Genomic DNA, 14,175 nt, shown 5'->3' with positions numbered 1-14,175 from the left:
ATCCGCATGACGTCCCTCAGCGCGCCGGAAGCCGCCGGCATCCTCGGTGTCAGCATGAGCACCCTTTATGCGTATGTGAGCCGCGGGCTGCTGCGTTCGCTGCCCGATGGCGCGAGCAAGCGCCGCCGCTACGACGCGGACGAGGTGCGTCTGCTCGCGCGCCGCCGCGCCGATGCCAAACGCGCGGGCGGCGTCGCCGAACGCTCGCTCGACTGGGGCGTGCCCGTGCTCGAATCGCGGATCACGCAGATCGCCGACGGCCGCCTGCACTACCGCGGCGCCGATGCGATCGCGCTGGCGAACGACGCGACGCTCGAGGAAGCGGCCGCACGGTTGTGGGATTGTCCGCCCGCACGGCTCGCCACCGCATCGCCGGCGTCGACCGGTTTCGACGCCGCGCAGTGGGACGACTGGGCGCGCCGCTGGGCGCATCTGGCGCCGCTCGAGCGCACGCTGGTGCTGCTCCCCGCCGCGGCCGCGTCGCTGCCGCGCCTGTGGGCGCAGGGGCGCGACGCGCAGTTCGACGCGGCCAGGCTGCTGCTGCGCGTGACGGCGGCCGCGCTGGCCGGCAGTACGCCGAACGACGCGCCCGTGCATCGGCAGCTCGCCGCCGCGTGGCAGATCCGGCGACGCGACGAAGTCGACCTGCTGCGCCGCGCGCTCGTGCTGTGCGCCGACCACGAGCTGAACCCGTCGACGTTTGCGGTGCGCTGCATCGCATCGACCGGCACCCACCTGTTCGGCGCGATCGCGGGCGGGCTCGCCGCGCTGTCGGGCCCGCGCCACGGCGGCGAGACGTTCCGTGCGGGCGCCCTGCTCGATGAAGCGGCGCATGCCGCCGACCTCGACCGCTATCTCGCGCTGCGCGTCGCGCACGACGAACGCGCGGACGGCGCCCGCACGGTGCTGTCCGGCTTCGCGCACCCGCTCTATCCCGACGGCGATCCGCGTGCCCGTGCGCTGCTCGACGCACTGCACGCGACGCTCCCCGACCGGGCACCGCTCCAGATGGCTCGCGCGCTCGCCGCGCGTGTGGAAGCGGCGACCGGCCTGCGCCCGTCGATCGATTTCGCGCTCGCGGTGCTGGAGCGCACGCTTGCGCTGCCCGACGGCGCCGCGTTCACGCTGTTCGCGGCCGGCCGCACCGCGGGCTGGATCGCGCATGCGCTCGAACAGTATGCGGATGGCAAGCTGATCCGGCCTCGCGCGCGCTACGTCGGCAGCGATGCGACGGCCTGAGCGCGGCCGGCGCGCCATGCGGCAAACCGTCGCCACGCGATCGGCGTCGCGTGCACGGCCGGCGCCGCCTGCGGGCCGAACGCGAACACCGCACCGCCCGCCGCCGCGCTGATCCACACGCGCATGCCGGGCAGCAGCGAGAGCGACTCGCCGGCGCGCAGCCAATGATCGTCGGGCCGGCCCTCGACCGTCACCCACAGGTCGCCGTCCGCGACCTGCAGCGTGGTGCGATCGACGATCCGCCACCGCGCGGCCGGCTCGTTGCCGTCCATCTCGTAGAGTCGCAGTTCGCGCATGGCGGCCTCCGGGTCGCGTGGGTTCGATGACACCAGTATTCCGGACGGCGACGACACGCGGACAGATACGCCTGCAGACACTTTCGGCTGAACTGTACCGGTCCGCCGGCGGACGGGCGTCCGCCCGGTGCCGGTACGCCCGATGCCGGTACGCCCGCTGCCGGTCGCCCGATGCCGGTACGCCCGGTTTCATGTCCTGACGGCTGGCGGGGCCCCCCATTCTGCGTGTTCCGGCGGCTTTGCCTACAATGGCGGCTGTCCCGCGCCCCCGGTCCGCCCCCATGTTCCAACCCCCGCCCGCCGCCGCTCCCGGCGAAAAGAACCTCACCGTGATGCTGTGGCTCGTCGCGACGGGCTTCTTCATGCAGACGCTCGATGCGACGATCGTCAACACGGCGCTGCCGTCGATGGCCGTGAGTCTCGGCGAATCGCCGCTCCGGATGCAGTCGGTCGTGATCGCGTACTCGCTGACGATGGCGGTGATGATTCCGGTTTCCGGCTGGCTCGCGGACACGTTCGGCACGCGGCGCGTGTTCTTCAGCGCGATCCTGGTGTTCTCGCTAGGCTCGCTGCTGTGCGCGAACGCGCATACGCTGCAGCAGCTCGTCGTATTCCGCGTCGTGCAGGGGGTGGGCGGCGCGATGCTGCTGCCGGTCGGGCGGCTCGCCGTGCTGCGCACGTTCCCGGCCGAACGCTACCTGAGCGCGCTGTCGTTCGTCGCGATTCCCGGGCTGATCGGTCCGCTGATCGGGCCGACGCTCGGCGGCTGGCTCGTGAAGATCGCGTCGTGGCACTGGATCTTCCTGATCAACGTGCCGGTCGGCGTCGCCGGCTGCATCGCGACCTTCTACTCGATGCCCGACTCGCGCAATCCGGCCGTCGGCCGCTTCGACCTGAAGGGCTATCTGCTGCTGACGATCGGGATGGTCGCGATCTCGCTGTCGCTCGACGGGCTCGCCGATCTCGGCATGCAGCACGCGGCCGTGCTCGTGCTGCTGATCCTGAGCCTCGCATGCTTCGTCGCGTACGGACTGTACGCGGTGCGCGCGCCGCAGCCGATCTTCTCGCTCGAGCTGTTCAAGATCCATACGTTCAGCGTCGGCCTGCTCGGCAATCTGTTCGCGCGGATCGGCAGCGGCGCGATGCCGTACCTGATCCCGCTGCTGCTGCAGGTGAGCCTCGGCTATTCGGCGTTCGAGGCCGGGCTGATGATGCTGCCGGTCGCGGCGGCGGGGATGTTCTCGAAGCGGATTATCACGCAGCTGATCACGCGGCACGGCTACCGCAAGGTGCTGCTCGTGAACACGATCATGGTCGGCGTGATGATGGCGAGCTTCGCGCTGATGCGCGACACGGTGCCCGTCTGGGTGAAGGTCGTGCACCTCGCGCTGTTCGGCGGCTTCAACTCGATGCAGTTCACCGCGATGAACACGCTGACGCTGAAGGATCTCGGCACCGGCGGCGCAAGCAGCGGCAACAGCCTGTTCTCGCTCGTGCAGATGCTGTCGATGAGCCTCGGCGTCACCGTTGCCGGTGCGCTGCTCGCGACCTTCACCGGAATGCTGCGCACGGTGACGCCGAGCAATACGCTGCCCGCGTTCTATGCAACCTTCATCTGCGTCGGGATCATCACGGCCGCGTCGGCGTGGATCTTCGCGCAGCTCGCCCCCGAAATCCGCGGCCGCGCGCAGAAGACCGACCCGTCCGAACGCGCGTGACGCCCGGCGCACGCCGTCGAGATCGCCGCGATCGCCACGACGGCGCGGCGCGCACCATGTCGGTGCGACCATGCTGCACGGCGCGGCAGCCGGCGCCCGCGGCGGCCCGCCGCACGGGGCACGATGCCGTGCATGCTTCTTGCTCGCCTATTCTGTAGGTAAACTGGCAGTCTCCCTTCGGCCGACATCATGAGCATGATCGACATCGATCCCCCCGGCTTCCAGCCGCCCCGCCCCGTCGCCGGCGACGACGGAAAGCGGCGCACCGTGCTGTACGGCGCGTACACCGTGTTCAGCGTGTTCCAGCCGGTTTTCTCGGTGTCGCACCGCCGCGCGATCGGTTATCACGCGTCGCTGCGCGCGCACGACGAGGAAAGCCGCCAGGTCGCGTCGCACGAAGTATTCACGCAGGCGGCGCGGCGCGGCGACCTGCTCGAGCTCGGCCGGCTCGCCGAATCGCTGCATCTCGGCAACTTCCACGCGTTCGACAGTCACGACGAATGGCTCTTCCTGAGCCTGCATCCGGCCGCGCTGATGGACACCGTCTACGGCGACGCGCTGCTCGCGAACCTGAAGGCGCTCGGCCTGCCGCCGCATCGCGTGGTGCTCGAGGTGCCCGAACAGGCGGGCGGCGAGACGCCGCGCTATGCGGCGATCGTCGACGGGTTGCGCAAGGCCGGCTTCCTGATCGCGCTCGGCGGCTTCGGCGCGAAGCATTCGAACATCGACCGCGTGTGGCACCTGCATCCCGACATCGTCACGCTCGATCGCGGCATCCTCGCGCAGGCGAGCGAGCACTCGCATCTCGAACGCGTGCTGCCCGGGCTCGTGTCGCTGCTGCACGAATCCGGCCAGCTCGTGCTGATGGGCGGCCTCGCGACCGAGCGCGACGCGCTGATCGCGCTCGAATGCGACGTCGATTTCGTGCAAGGGCAGTACTTCGCGGGGCCGAGCGTCGATCCGGTCCAGCCGCAGGCCGCCGCCGGCTGCATGGACACGCTGTCAGCCGCGTTGCGGCTGCGCGTCGCGCAACGCGAGCGCACGCAGGCCGAACGCCTCGCGCCGTACGTCGCCGCGCTGGAGGAAGCGAGCCAGAAGCTCGCCGCGGGCGAGCCGCTGATCGACGCCGCCGGCGCCGTGCTCGGCTTGCCGGAAACCGCGCGCTGCTTCCTGCTCGATGCATCGGGCCGCCAGATCGGCGACAACGTGCTCGCGCGCGGCAGCGTCTCGCAGCGGGCGAAACGCTTCCGCCCGCTGCTGCATTCGGAAGGCGCGAGCTGGGAGCGCCGCCCGTACTTCAGCCATGCGATGCGCGCGCCGGGCCGCGTGCATCTGACGCCGCCGTACCTGTCGATCAACGAGGCGCACCTGTGCGTGACCGCATCGATCGCCGCGCCGGTCGCGACCGGCATGCAGGTGCTGTGCGTGGACATCAACTGGGAAGCGGCGCTCAATCGCGAATGAAGATGCGCGCCGCGCTCATGCGGCGCCGTTGACATCGCCAGCCCGGCGCGCGATCAGCCGATGCACGCGCTTGCCGGACGACGCGCTGACGACTTCATGCTCGTCGATCACCTGCATGCCGGCGCCGAGCGCCGCACGCATGCGCGCCGAATCGAGCGGCGTGTACAAGCGGCCGCGCTCGTCGCGCAACGCACCGTGGCCGGCCACCCGCCAGCTCAGGTACACCGTGCCGCCGGGCATCAGCAATGTGGCGAGCCGTGCGGCCGCCGCGGCCGCATCGGTCTGTTCGAGGTGCATCACGACCGTTTCGCACAGTACGTTCCGGAACGCGCCGGACGGCACGCCGGCGAGCGCCGGCAGCGCGGCCAATTCGAACGTCAGCGACGGGTAACGCAAGCGCGCCTCGGCGAGGAGCGCGACGCTCGCGTCGTAGCCGCGCACGTCGAATCCTTGCGAAGCGAGCCACGCGGTGTCACGCCCCGCGCCGCAGCCGACATGGGCCGTCGGCCCCGGCAAGAAAACCTGCTCGAGCAGCGCATACATGTCGTCGGGGGCGGCCTCGTCGAGCCAGTCCTGCGCGTATTGCGCGGCATGGGCTTCGTAGGCATCGACAGTCGGGCGATCCACCATGGCGATTGCTCCGCGTACGCGTCTGATCGGGCGACGCATCCCGCATCTTAGCCGCTGCGCATCGCGCGTGGTATGGCGCGCCGCGCGTGGCGCTACGCCGCTCGCATGCCGCCCGCGCGGGTCGCGTCGGCCGTCAGTTCGGCCCACAGCGCGTCGCCGCGCCAAGCCGGCCGCGATGGCGCCGTTTCCGCGTCGTGAACGAGTGCGCACAGCCGCGCATTGACCGGCGCCGGCGCGCCGAAGCGCGCGGCCAGCCGGACGATCTCGCCGTTGATCCATTCGACTTCGGTCGCCCGACGTGCGGCGAGATCGTCGGACATCGACGAACGCGCGAGCGGATCGATCGCGAGCATCCGGCCGCCCAGCGCGCGAAACGCGGGATCGGGCAACTCCAGCACCGCGGGAATCCATGCGGCCGGCAACGGCGTGAGGCGCGCGGGCCGGATCGCGGCGCGGCACAACACGTGCAGCGCTTCGCGCTGCGCCAGCGCGACGCAGCGCCGGTATGCACGTTGCGAAAGTTCGTCGCGCAGCGGCAGGTTCGCGAGCGCATTGACCGCGTTGTTCAGGTTCAGCAGCAGCTTCGCCCATTGCACGGCGCGCATGTCGCGGTGCAGCGCGAGCGGCAGCCCGGCACGCGCGAACGCGCCGGTGAACGGCCGCAGCGCGGGCGACGCATCGGCCGCGAGCGCGCCGGTCGACCCCTGGTGAAACGCGCCGGGCCCGCGCTCGATCACGTTGAACGGCACCATGCCGGCCAGCACCGTCGCCTGCGGCAGCGCATCGCGCAACACGTCGGCGTTGGAGAGGCCATTCTGGAAACTGACGACGACCGTGCCGGGCCGCAGCACGCCGGCGAGCTGCGCCGCGGCATCATGCGTCGCGGCCGACTTCACCGTGACGAGCACGAGCCGCGCGGCGGCCGCGGCGGCCGGCTCGGTCGAGAACGCGACCCGGGCCGGCTCCAGCGTCGCGCGATAGCCGCGCGAGTCGGTCAAGGTCAGTCCGTTCGCCCGAATCGCGTCGCCGATGCGGGCGCGGCCGACGAGCGCCACCGGCGTACCGGCCGCCGCGAGCCGGCCGCCGAGATAGCAGCCGACCGCGCCCGCGCCGAACACGCAGACGGGCGCGGCCGACGTGTCAGACATGCGAATGCGCGCCGCCGTGGACTGGCCCGGCGCGCCGCTCGACTTCGCGGCGCACGTCGCCGCGCAGGCCCGCGAAGAACGCGACTTCGGCGACGACGAACAGCGGCCCCACGATCAGGCCGACCAGATCGTCGACGAACGCGGGCTTGCGCCCCTCGAACCAGTGCCCGACGAACTGCACGATCCAGCCGACCACGAACACGCCGATGCCGATCGCAAGCCACTGCGTGGTGGGCAGCAACGCGAGCGTCTGCGCGGCCCACAGGCCGAGCGCGAACAGCGCGGCCATCACCACGCCGAAGCGCAGGTCGAGGCGCAGGTAGAACACCACGGACACCACGGCGAGCAACAGCGCGGGCGACAGCGCGACGCCTGCCAGCGTGCCGAGCGCCGGCCGCGACAGCAGCACCGCGATCGCGAACACGATCATCGGAATACCGACCAGGTGCGTCGCGATGTTGCGCGCGTCGCGATGGTAGGCCGCATACTGGGAAAGGTGGTCCTCGAGCGTCTTCATGGTGTCTCCTGAACGATCATTGAGCGCTATGATGCGCGTCACGCCCGAGAACCTCTGTCAGCTACCCGACATCGCGTGCCCATGCCCTCGTCGCTCGCCCCTTACCTGCCGCAGATCGAAGCGCACCCGTGGTTCGCCGCGCTGCCGCCGGCGTTGCGCGCCGACCTGCTCGCCCGCGCCGCGCTGCGGCGCCTGCCGGCCGGCCACGCGCTGTTCCGCCGCGGCGACCCGCCATGCGGGCTGTATGCGGTGCTGGCCGGTTCCCTCACCATAGGCGCGGTGGATCCGCAGGGCAAGGAAGCGCTGCTGATGGTCGCCGAACCCGTCATGTGGTTCGGCGAGATCGCGCTGTTCGACGGCCAGCCGCGCACCCACGATGCGATCGCGCTCGAAGACACGCTGCTGCTGCACGTCCCGCAGGCCGCGCTGCTCGCGATTCTCGACACGACGCCCCAGTACTGGCGGCAGTTCGCGCTCTTGATGGCGCAAAAGCTTCGGCTGAGCCTCCTGAGAGTCGAATCGATGAGCGTGATGCCGGCCGCGCAGCGGCTCGCCGTGCGGCTGCTGATGATCGCCGAAGGCTACGGCGGGATCAGCGCCGGCCGCACGCATATCCGGCTGTCGCAGGAAAAGCTTGCGGCGATGCTGTCGCTGACGCGGCAGACCACCAACCAGTTGCTGAAGGCGCTGCAGGCCGAGGGCGTCGTGCGGCTGCACGTCGGCGAGATCGAACTCGTCGACGTCGACGCGCTGCGCCGCGCGAGCGGATTGCCCGGCAGCACGGACTGACACCGCCGCGCAAGCGCAACAACCGCAACAACCGCAGCAAGCGCCGCAACATCGCATTCCCGCCGTCATGGCATTGCGCTATCGTGGCGGCTCGTTCCCTCCTCCCCCGATCCGCGCTTGAACACGTCGACCGTCACCGCCCCGTCCCGCCACGCCTGGCCCGTGTTCGTCGCGTTCCTGCGGCTCGGCCTCACGTCGTTCGGCGGCCCCGTCGCGCATCTCGGCTACTTCCGCGATACGTTCGTCACGCGGCGCGGCTGGCTGACCGAGCGTGCGTATGCGGATCTCGTCGGGCTGTGCCAGTTCCTGCCGGGGCCGGCGAGCAGCCAGGTCGGGATGGCGATCGGACTGTCGCGCGCCGGCTATGCGGGGATGTTCGCCGCGTGGCTCGGCTTCACGTTGCCGTCGGCGCTGCTGATGATGCTATTCGCGCTCGGCGTGCATGCGACGGGCATGCCGGTCGCCGCCGGCGCGCTGCACGGGCTGCGCATCGTGTCGGTCGCGGTGATCGCGCAGGCGGTGTGGGGCATGGCGCGCACGCTGTGCCCGGATGCGCGCCGCGTCACGCTGATGGCGATCGCGGCCTCCATCGCGCTGCTCGTGCCGACCGCGTGGCTGCAGGTTGCCGTGATCGTCGCGGCGGGTATCGCCGGTCTCGTGCTGTTGCCGCAGCCCGAGCGCGGGGCGCACGAGCCGTTGCCGCTGCATGTGTCGCACCGCGCGGGCGTGCTGTGGCTCGCGCTGTTAGCCGCGCTGATCGTCGTGTTGCCGTTCGCGGCCCGCGCGTTCCATTCGAACACGCTCGCCGTCGTCGACGCGTTCTTCCGTACCGGTGCGCTGGTGTTCGGCGGCGGCCACGTGGTGCTGCCGCTGCTGCAGGCCGCCGTCGTCGCGCCGGGCTGGGTCGGCGATTCGGCGTTCCTGGCCGGCTACGGTGTCGCGCAGGCCGTGCCGGGGCCGCTCTTCACATTCGCGGCCTTCCTCGGTGCTTCGCTGCGCGACGCGCCGAACGGCTGGCTCGGCGGGACGATCGCGCTCGTGTCGATCTTCGCGCCGTCGTTCCTGCTCGTGGCCGGCACCGCGCCGTTCTGGGAACGCCTGCGCCGCAGCACCCGCATGCAGGCCGCGCTCGCGGGCGTGAACGCGGCCGTCGTCGGGCTGCTGCTCGCCGCGCTCTATCACCCGGTATGGACCGACACGATCGTGTCGCCTGGCGATTTCGCGGCCGCACTCGTCGCGTTCGTCGCGCTGGTGTTCTGGCGCGTGCCGCCGTGGGCGGTCGTGATCGCAAGCGCGGCGCTCGGATGGTTGGCGGGGGTGATTGCCTGATCCGGCGAATGTCGAGTGTCGATTCACGTCCGACGAAAATCAAAAAGCCCTCGTCACGAGGGCTTTTTTTGCGGTGCCGCGCGCCGCATAGGCGCGCAGGACGCGTGGACTTACGCGAAGTTCTTCGCTGCGAAGTCCCAGTTCACGATGTTCCAGAACGCTTCGACGAACTTCGGACGTGCGTTGCGGTAGTCGATGTAGTACGCGTGTTCCCACACGTCGATCGTCAGCAGCGCCTTGTCGGCCGTCGTCAGCGGCGTTGCGGCGTTGCTCGTCGACACGATGTCGAGCGAACCGTCGGCCTTCTTCACGAGCCATGCCCAGCCCGAACCGAACGTGCCGACCGCTGCCTTCGAGAACGCTTCCTTGAACGCGTCGTACGAACCCCACTTCGCGTTGATCGCGTCGCCCAGCGCGCCCGACGGTGCGCCGCCGCCGTTCGGCGACAGGCTGTTCCAGAAGAACGTGTGGTTCCAGATTTGCGCGGCGTTGTTGAAGATGCCGCCCGACGACTTCTTCACGATCTCTTCCAGCGGCAGGTTTTCGAATTCCGTGCCGGGGATCAGATTGTTCAGGTTCGTCACATAAGCCTGGTGATGCTTGCCGTAGTGGTACTCGATCGTCTCTTTCGAGATGGTCGGCGCGAGTGCGTCTTCAGCGTACGGGAGCGGCGGGAGCGTATGAGCCATGGCGATTCCTTCGTTGAGTATGTAGGGGGGCTGTATTGGATGCTGCCGAGCGTCCGATTGTAGGCGAGTCCGAATATCCCCGCAAACTCACGGGCATTTATCCGCGGTATGCCGAAAATCGGCGTTGGCGCTTCATCCGGCAGGACGAGACGACGATGCGCAGCATCCGTTCCCGCGCGCGGCGCGACCGGGAGATCCGGTACGCCGGGCGCGCGAGCTTCGCTTCCCTTACGCCGTCCTCGTCAGATCGAATCGGTCAGCCGCGGCTGCACGTCGGCCAGCGACACGTCGGCCGAGCCTTCGGCGAGATGCACGGTCAGGCGACGCTGCGGCTTCAGCGCGCTCGGCGCACGCACCGCACGGCCGGTCTGCGCGTCGATCAGCGCCGCGTAGCCGCGCTCGAGCGTGCGCTGCGGGCTCAGCACCTCGAGCCGCGCCGCGCAGGCCGATACCCGCGCGGTGTCGCGCTCGTGACGGCGCTGCAACGCCACGGTGAGACGCTGCGACAGCCCCGCGAGCGCATGGCGCGCCTGTGTCGGATCGGGCCGCGCGCGCTGCCAGCGCAGCTGCGCGAGCGCGAAACGCGCACGCGCGTCGCGCACCGGCCGCGACGCCGCCGACGCGAGCCGCACCGCCAGTTGCTCGACGTGGGTGCGCTGCCGGCGCAGCCGTTCGGCCGGGCTGACGAGCCGGCGTGCGAGCCAGTCGAGCTGCTGCGCACGCTGCTCAAGCCCGCGTTCCAGGCAGCGCGCGAGCGCGCGCTGGCGGTCGGCGACCTCGCGCAACAGCAACGCGCGCTGCGGACTCGCGAGCTCGGCGGCGCCGGTCGGCGTCGGCGCACGCAGGTCGGCCGCGAAGTCCGCGATCGTGAAATCGGTTTCGTGGCCGACGCCGCTGACGACCGGCAGTTCGCTCGCGGCGATCGCGCGCGCGAGCGCTTCATCGTTGAACGACCACAGATCCTCGATCGACCCGCCGCCGCGACAGACCAGCAGCACGTCGACCTCGCGCCGCGCGTTCGCGGCCTGCACGGCCGCGACGAGCTTCTCGGCCGAGCCCGCGCCCTGCACGGGCGCCGGATAGACGATCACCGGGATGTGCGGCGCGCGGCGCGCGAGCGTGGTCAGCACGTCGCGCAGCGCGGCGGCCTGCAGCGACGTGACGATGCCGATCCCGCGCGGGTGCGCCGGCAGCGGCCGCTTGCGCTCGGGCGCGAACAGGCCTTCGGCCTCGAGCTGCGCCTTGAGCCGCAGGAACGCCTCGTACAGCCGCCCTTGCCCGGTGCGCCGCACGGCCTCGACATTGAGCTGCACTTCGCCGCGCGGCTCGTACATCGTGACGACCGCGCGCACCTCGATCCGGTCGCCCTCGCGCGGCGTGAATTCCGCATACTGCGCGCGACCGCGAAACATCACGCAGCGCATCTGCGCCTGCCCGTCCTTGATCGAGAAATACCAGTGACCGCTCGCGGCGCGCGTGAAATTCGACACTTCGCCCGAAATCCACAGGAGCGGAAACGAGCGCTCGAGCATCGTCGAAATCGCGCGATTGAGCGCCGAAACGGGAATCACTTCGTCGCCGCCGCGGGTGGCGCCGGGAACGGAAAAAGGAGAGTCGGAAAGCATGGGCGGTCGAATGAATGCTGGCGGCGACACGATAGTCCGACACGCGCCCGACGTCCAGCGCGGACCGTGCGCGCCGCGATGCGCGAAATGTGTCCACATGCTGGCAATCGTCCGCCAAAAACACTTGAAAACCGCACAAAAATCCAGACAATTGCCCGCAACATGTTGATTTTTATATATTTTTAAACCTTACGAATCCATTCTCGACCGATTCGATGTCCGCCCGGCGGGCGTTTGGCGCGAACAGGCGGGGAGTTCTTCACAGAGTTATCCACAGCGCGCGACGATCCGACCCCGTCGGGTGCGTCGCCTGGCCGCGCTTGCCGCGCCCGCGTGCGGCGCGCTAGAGTGCCGCCTTCCGAAGACCTTGCGGCATGCGCCGCGCAACGGAGAATCCGTCTTGACGAATCCGTCCCACGCCGCGGCGCACGACACGCCGCGCCCGGCCCGATGAGCGCGCCCGGCGGCCCGCTCGCGCGGCTCGAAGCGCGCCTTACGCGCGAATGGCAGCGACGCGGCGCGCTCGCGTGGGCGCTCACGCCGTTCGCGTGCGTGTTCGGCCTGTGCGCGGCGCTGCGCCGTACCGCCTACGCACAGGGCTGGAAGCAACCGGTCGACGTCGGCGTGCCCGTCGTCGTGGTCGGCAACGTGACCGTCGGCGGCACCGGCAAGACGCCGACCGTGATCGCGCTCGTCGATGCGCTGCGCGCGGCCGGATTCACGCCGGGCGTCGTGTCGCGCGGCTACGGCGCGAACGTGAAGACACCCACCGCGGTCACGCCCGCGTCGCGCGCGAGCGCCGCCGGCGACGAACCGCTGCTGATCGCCCGCCGCACCGATGCGCCCGTGTGGGTGTGTCCCGACCGCGTCGCGGCCGCCCAGGCGCTGCGCGCCGCGCATCCGGACGTCGACGTGATCGTCAGCGACGACGGCCTGCAGCACTACCGCCTCGCGCGCACGGTCGAGCTCGTCGTGTTCGACCACCGGCTCGGCGGCAACGGCTTCCTGCTGCCGGCCGGCCCGCTGCGCGAACCGCTGTCGCGCCACCGCGACGCGACGCTCGTCAACGATCCGTACAGCGGCGCGCTGCCGCCGTGGCCCGACACCTACGCGCTGGCGCTGACGCCGGGCGCCGCGTGGCACCTCGACCAGCCGGCGCTGCGCCGCCCGCTGTCGCAGTTCGCGCACGAGCGCGTGCTCGCCGCGGCCGGCATCGGCGCGCCGGAACGCTTCTTCGCGACGCTGCGCGCGGCCGGCCTCGCGCCGGCGACGCGCGCGCTGCCCGACCATTACGCGTTCGCCGACAATCCGTTCGTCGACGACGCAGTCGACGCCATCCTGATCACCGAGAAGGATGCAGTAAAATTGGGCGCTTCCTGGCGCGACGCTCGGCTGTGGGTCGTCCCCGTCGAAGCCGCGCTCGATCCTCGCCTCATTGCCCTCGTTGTGGAGAAACTCCGTGGACGCTCGCCTGCTTGAAATCCTTGTGTGCCCTATCTGCAAAGGCCCGCTCCACTATGACCGCGCCGCGCAGGAGCTGATCTGCAACGCGGACAAGCTCGCCTACCCGATCCGCGACGGCATCCCCGTGATGCTCGTCGACGAAGCACGCCAGACCGTCGAAGGCACGCCGGTCGACCCCGCCGGCCCGGCCGGCAGCTGAACGCCGCACCGCTGCACCGGCACACGGCCGCCGCGGTTCGCCGCGGCCGCATGCCGAACCCTGCCGGGCGGCCTGCTTTCGACGCGTCGCCCGCCCCAGCCCTTCTCACCGCCCAGCCCCGATGACTCATCCGCAGCCCTTCATCGCCGTCATTCCTGCCCGGCTCGCATCGACGCGCCTGCCGAACAAGCCGCTCGCCGATCTCGGCGGCAAGCCGATGGTCGTGCGCGTCGCCGAGCGCGCGCGCGAAGCGGGTGCGCAGCAGGTGCTCGTCGCGTCCGACGCGCAGAGCGTGCTCGACGCGGCACGCGATCACGGTTTCGAAGCGGTGCTGACGCGCGCCGACCATCCGTCCGGCACCGACCGGCTCGCGGAAGTCGCCGCGACGTTCGGATGGAGCGACGACACCGTCGTCGTCAACGTGCAGGGCGACGAACCGCTGATCGACCCGGTGCTCGTGCGCGACGTAGCGTCGCACCTCGCCGCGCATCCGGACTGCGCGATCGCGACCGCCGCGCACCCGATCCACGACGCGGCCGACGTGTTCAACCCGAACGTCGTGAAGGTCGCGCTCGACGCGCGCAACGTCGCGATGTACTTCTCGCGCGCGCCGATTCCGTGGAGCCGCGACGCGTATCAGCCGCACTGGCCCGACGTCGCGGCCATGCCTGCACCGGCCTTTCCGGTCCATCGCCACATCGGCCTCTACGCGTATCGCGCGCGCTTTCTGCGCACGTATCCGTCGCTCGCGCAGGCGCCGGTCGAGCAGGCGGAGCAGCTCGAACAGCTTCGCGCGATGTGGCACGGCGAGCGCATCGCCGTGCTGATTACCGAGCACGCGCCCGAAGCCGGCATCGACACGCCGGCCGATCTCGCACGCGTGCAGGCCCTTTTTCGTCCGGGTTCAAAATAACCCGTGGCATAATCGGGCGATTGTGCGAGCCGTCCGCGACCCGCGCGTTCTCGCTTGACCCGCCACGGCCTGTCCCGGCAGCCGCGCGTCGCTTTTAGCCGACGCGCCGCGTCAGACCGGTCCGCCGCGCGCCAGGCAAGCGCCGCGCACGCTGT

14 protein-coding genes are annotated in these 14,175 nt (G+C 70.6%); 8 read left to right on the top strand and 6 right to left on the bottom strand.

The features are described 5' to 3' along the window. The first annotated feature begins 6 nt into the window (after nucleotides 1–6). Nucleotides 7–1,239: a citrate/2-methylcitrate synthase gene (locus ABIC50_RS21050; RefSeq protein ID WP_354166651.1), complete on the top strand. Its 1,233-nt coding sequence runs from the start codon at nucleotides 7–9 to the stop codon at nucleotides 1,237–1,239. Here the strand turns inward: ABIC50_RS21050 and ABIC50_RS21045 are convergent. After that, nucleotides 1,212–1,535 (bottom strand): DUF2917 domain-containing protein, encoded by a 324-nt coding sequence (locus ABIC50_RS21045; RefSeq protein WP_354166649.1) that lies wholly within the window; start codon nucleotides 1,533–1,535, stop codon nucleotides 1,212–1,214. The two genes, ABIC50_RS21050 and ABIC50_RS21045, sit on opposite strands and share 28 nt — an antisense overlap. A gap of 281 nt (nucleotides 1,536–1,816) precedes the next feature. Between ABIC50_RS21045 and mdtD the strand changes: the two genes are divergently transcribed. Both mdtD and ABIC50_RS21035 read left to right on the top strand, forming a co-directional pair. After that, entirely contained in the window at nucleotides 1,817–3,253 is a 1,437-nt protein-coding gene (mdtD, locus tag ABIC50_RS21040; protein ID WP_354166647.1) for a multidrug transporter subunit MdtD, read from the top strand. A gap of 189 nt (nucleotides 3,254–3,442) precedes the next feature. Then, nucleotides 3,443–4,717, top strand: a complete 1,275-nt coding sequence (locus tag ABIC50_RS21035; RefSeq protein ID WP_012364534.1) for an EAL domain-containing protein — start codon at nucleotides 3,443–3,445, stop codon at nucleotides 4,715–4,717. A 15-nt stretch (nucleotides 4,718–4,732) separates the two neighbouring features. Here the strand turns inward: ABIC50_RS21035 and ABIC50_RS21030 are convergent, their stop codons facing one another. The 3 genes from ABIC50_RS21030 to ABIC50_RS21020 all read right to left on the bottom strand — a co-directional run bounded on the left by ABIC50_RS21030 (nucleotide 4,733) and on the right by ABIC50_RS21020 (nucleotide 7,012). Beyond that, nucleotides 4,733–5,347: a class I SAM-dependent methyltransferase gene (locus ABIC50_RS21030; protein WP_354166645.1), complete on the bottom strand. Its 615-nt coding sequence runs from the start codon at nucleotides 5,345–5,347 to the stop codon at nucleotides 4,733–4,735. 92 nt (nucleotides 5,348–5,439) lie between these two features. Continuing rightward, nucleotides 5,440–6,495, bottom strand: coding sequence for a 2-dehydropantoate 2-reductase (locus ABIC50_RS21025; RefSeq protein WP_354166643.1), 1,056 nt, complete (start codon nucleotides 6,493–6,495; stop codon nucleotides 5,440–5,442). Beyond that, the gene (locus tag ABIC50_RS21020) at nucleotides 6,488–7,012 is read right to left on the bottom strand and encodes an Mpo1 family 2-hydroxy fatty acid dioxygenase (RefSeq protein WP_354166640.1); all 525 of its coding nucleotides are present in this window, start codon (nucleotides 7,010–7,012) and stop codon (nucleotides 6,488–6,490) included. Before ABIC50_RS21020 ends, ABIC50_RS21025 begins: the two co-directional genes overlap by 8 nt. A gap of 81 nt (nucleotides 7,013–7,093) precedes the next feature. Between ABIC50_RS21020 and ABIC50_RS21015 the strand changes: the two genes are divergently transcribed. Further along, nucleotides 7,094–7,801 carry a Crp/Fnr family transcriptional regulator gene (locus ABIC50_RS21015; RefSeq protein WP_354166638.1) on the top strand — a complete coding sequence of 236 codons (708 nt, stop codon included), beginning with the start codon at nucleotides 7,094–7,096 and terminating at the stop codon, nucleotides 7,799–7,801. 117 nt (nucleotides 7,802–7,918) lie between these two features. Further along, nucleotides 7,919–9,130: a chromate efflux transporter gene (gene chrA / locus ABIC50_RS21010; protein ID WP_354166637.1), complete on the top strand. Its 1,212-nt coding sequence runs from the start codon at nucleotides 7,919–7,921 to the stop codon at nucleotides 9,128–9,130. Nucleotides 9,131–9,240: 110 nt separating this feature from the next. Here chrA and sodB read toward each other — a convergent pair whose 3' ends face one another. Further along, on the bottom strand, nucleotides 9,241–9,819 hold the full coding sequence (gene sodB / locus ABIC50_RS21005; protein ID WP_006750932.1) for a superoxide dismutase [Fe]: 579 nt from the start codon (nucleotides 9,817–9,819) through the stop codon (nucleotides 9,241–9,243). Nucleotides 9,820–10,061: 242 nt separating this feature from the next. Next, nucleotides 10,062–11,444: an exodeoxyribonuclease VII large subunit gene (gene xseA, locus ABIC50_RS21000; protein WP_105832510.1), complete on the bottom strand. Its 1,383-nt coding sequence runs from the start codon at nucleotides 11,442–11,444 to the stop codon at nucleotides 10,062–10,064. 450 nt (nucleotides 11,445–11,894) lie between these two features. On the opposite strand from xseA, the gene lpxK reads away from it, so the two are divergent. The 3 genes from lpxK (at nucleotide 11,895) to kdsB (ending at nucleotide 14,020) form a co-directional block, all read left to right on the top strand. Continuing rightward, on the top strand, nucleotides 11,895–12,923 hold the full coding sequence (lpxK, locus tag ABIC50_RS20995) for a tetraacyldisaccharide 4'-kinase (RefSeq protein ID WP_126228381.1): 1,029 nt from the start codon (nucleotides 11,895–11,897) through the stop codon (nucleotides 12,921–12,923). Further along, a complete protein-coding gene (locus ABIC50_RS20990; protein ID WP_006750935.1) occupies nucleotides 12,904–13,107 on the top strand; it encodes a Trm112 family protein in 204 nt (67 codons plus the stop codon). Before lpxK ends, ABIC50_RS20990 begins: the two co-directional genes overlap by 20 nt. A 121-nt stretch (nucleotides 13,108–13,228) precedes the next feature. Then, complete coding sequence (kdsB, locus tag ABIC50_RS20985) at nucleotides 13,229–14,020, top strand: 3-deoxy-manno-octulosonate cytidylyltransferase (RefSeq protein ID WP_175678033.1); 792 nt, start codon at nucleotides 13,229–13,231, stop codon at nucleotides 14,018–14,020. Nucleotides 14,021–14,175 lie beyond the last annotated feature (155 nt).

Source organism: Burkholderia sp. 567, from assembly GCF_040545115.1.
Lineage (GTDB): Bacteria > Pseudomonadota > Gammaproteobacteria > Burkholderiales > Burkholderiaceae > Burkholderia > Burkholderia ambifaria.
Note: the sequence above shows the minus strand (reverse complement) of the source record. Positions and strands in the feature narration are given on the sequence as shown.

Coding starts and splice junctions, on each gene's coding strand:
- kdsB (WP_175678033.1), top strand. CDS start 13,229: ATGACTCATCCGCAGCCCTTCATCGCCGTCATTCCTGCCCGGCTCGCA.
- ABIC50_RS21035 (WP_012364534.1), top strand. CDS start 3,443: ATGAGCATGATCGACATCGATCCCCCCGGCTTCCAGCCGCCCCGCCCC.
- sodB (WP_006750932.1), bottom strand. CDS start 9,819: ATGGCTCATACGCTCCCGCCGCTCCCGTACGCTGAAGACGCACTCGCG.
- xseA (WP_105832510.1), bottom strand. CDS start 11,444: ATGCTTTCCGACTCTCCTTTTTCCGTTCCCGGCGCCACCCGCGGCGGC.
- ABIC50_RS21020 (WP_354166640.1), bottom strand. CDS start 7,012: ATGAAGACGCTCGAGGACCACCTTTCCCAGTATGCGGCCTACCATCGC.
- ABIC50_RS21045 (WP_354166649.1), bottom strand. CDS start 1,535: ATGCGCGAACTGCGACTCTACGAGATGGACGGCAACGAGCCGGCCGCG.
- ABIC50_RS21050 (WP_354166651.1), top strand. CDS start 7: ATGACGTCCCTCAGCGCGCCGGAAGCCGCCGGCATCCTCGGTGTCAGC.
- lpxK (WP_126228381.1), top strand. CDS start 11,895: ATGAGCGCGCCCGGCGGCCCGCTCGCGCGGCTCGAAGCGCGCCTTACG.
- mdtD (WP_354166647.1), top strand. CDS start 1,817: ATGTTCCAACCCCCGCCCGCCGCCGCTCCCGGCGAAAAGAACCTCACC.
- ABIC50_RS21030 (WP_354166645.1), bottom strand. CDS start 5,347: ATGGTGGATCGCCCGACTGTCGATGCCTACGAAGCCCATGCCGCGCAA.
- ABIC50_RS21025 (WP_354166643.1), bottom strand. CDS start 6,495: ATGTCTGACACGTCGGCCGCGCCCGTCTGCGTGTTCGGCGCGGGCGCG.
- ABIC50_RS21015 (WP_354166638.1), top strand. CDS start 7,094: ATGCCCTCGTCGCTCGCCCCTTACCTGCCGCAGATCGAAGCGCACCCG.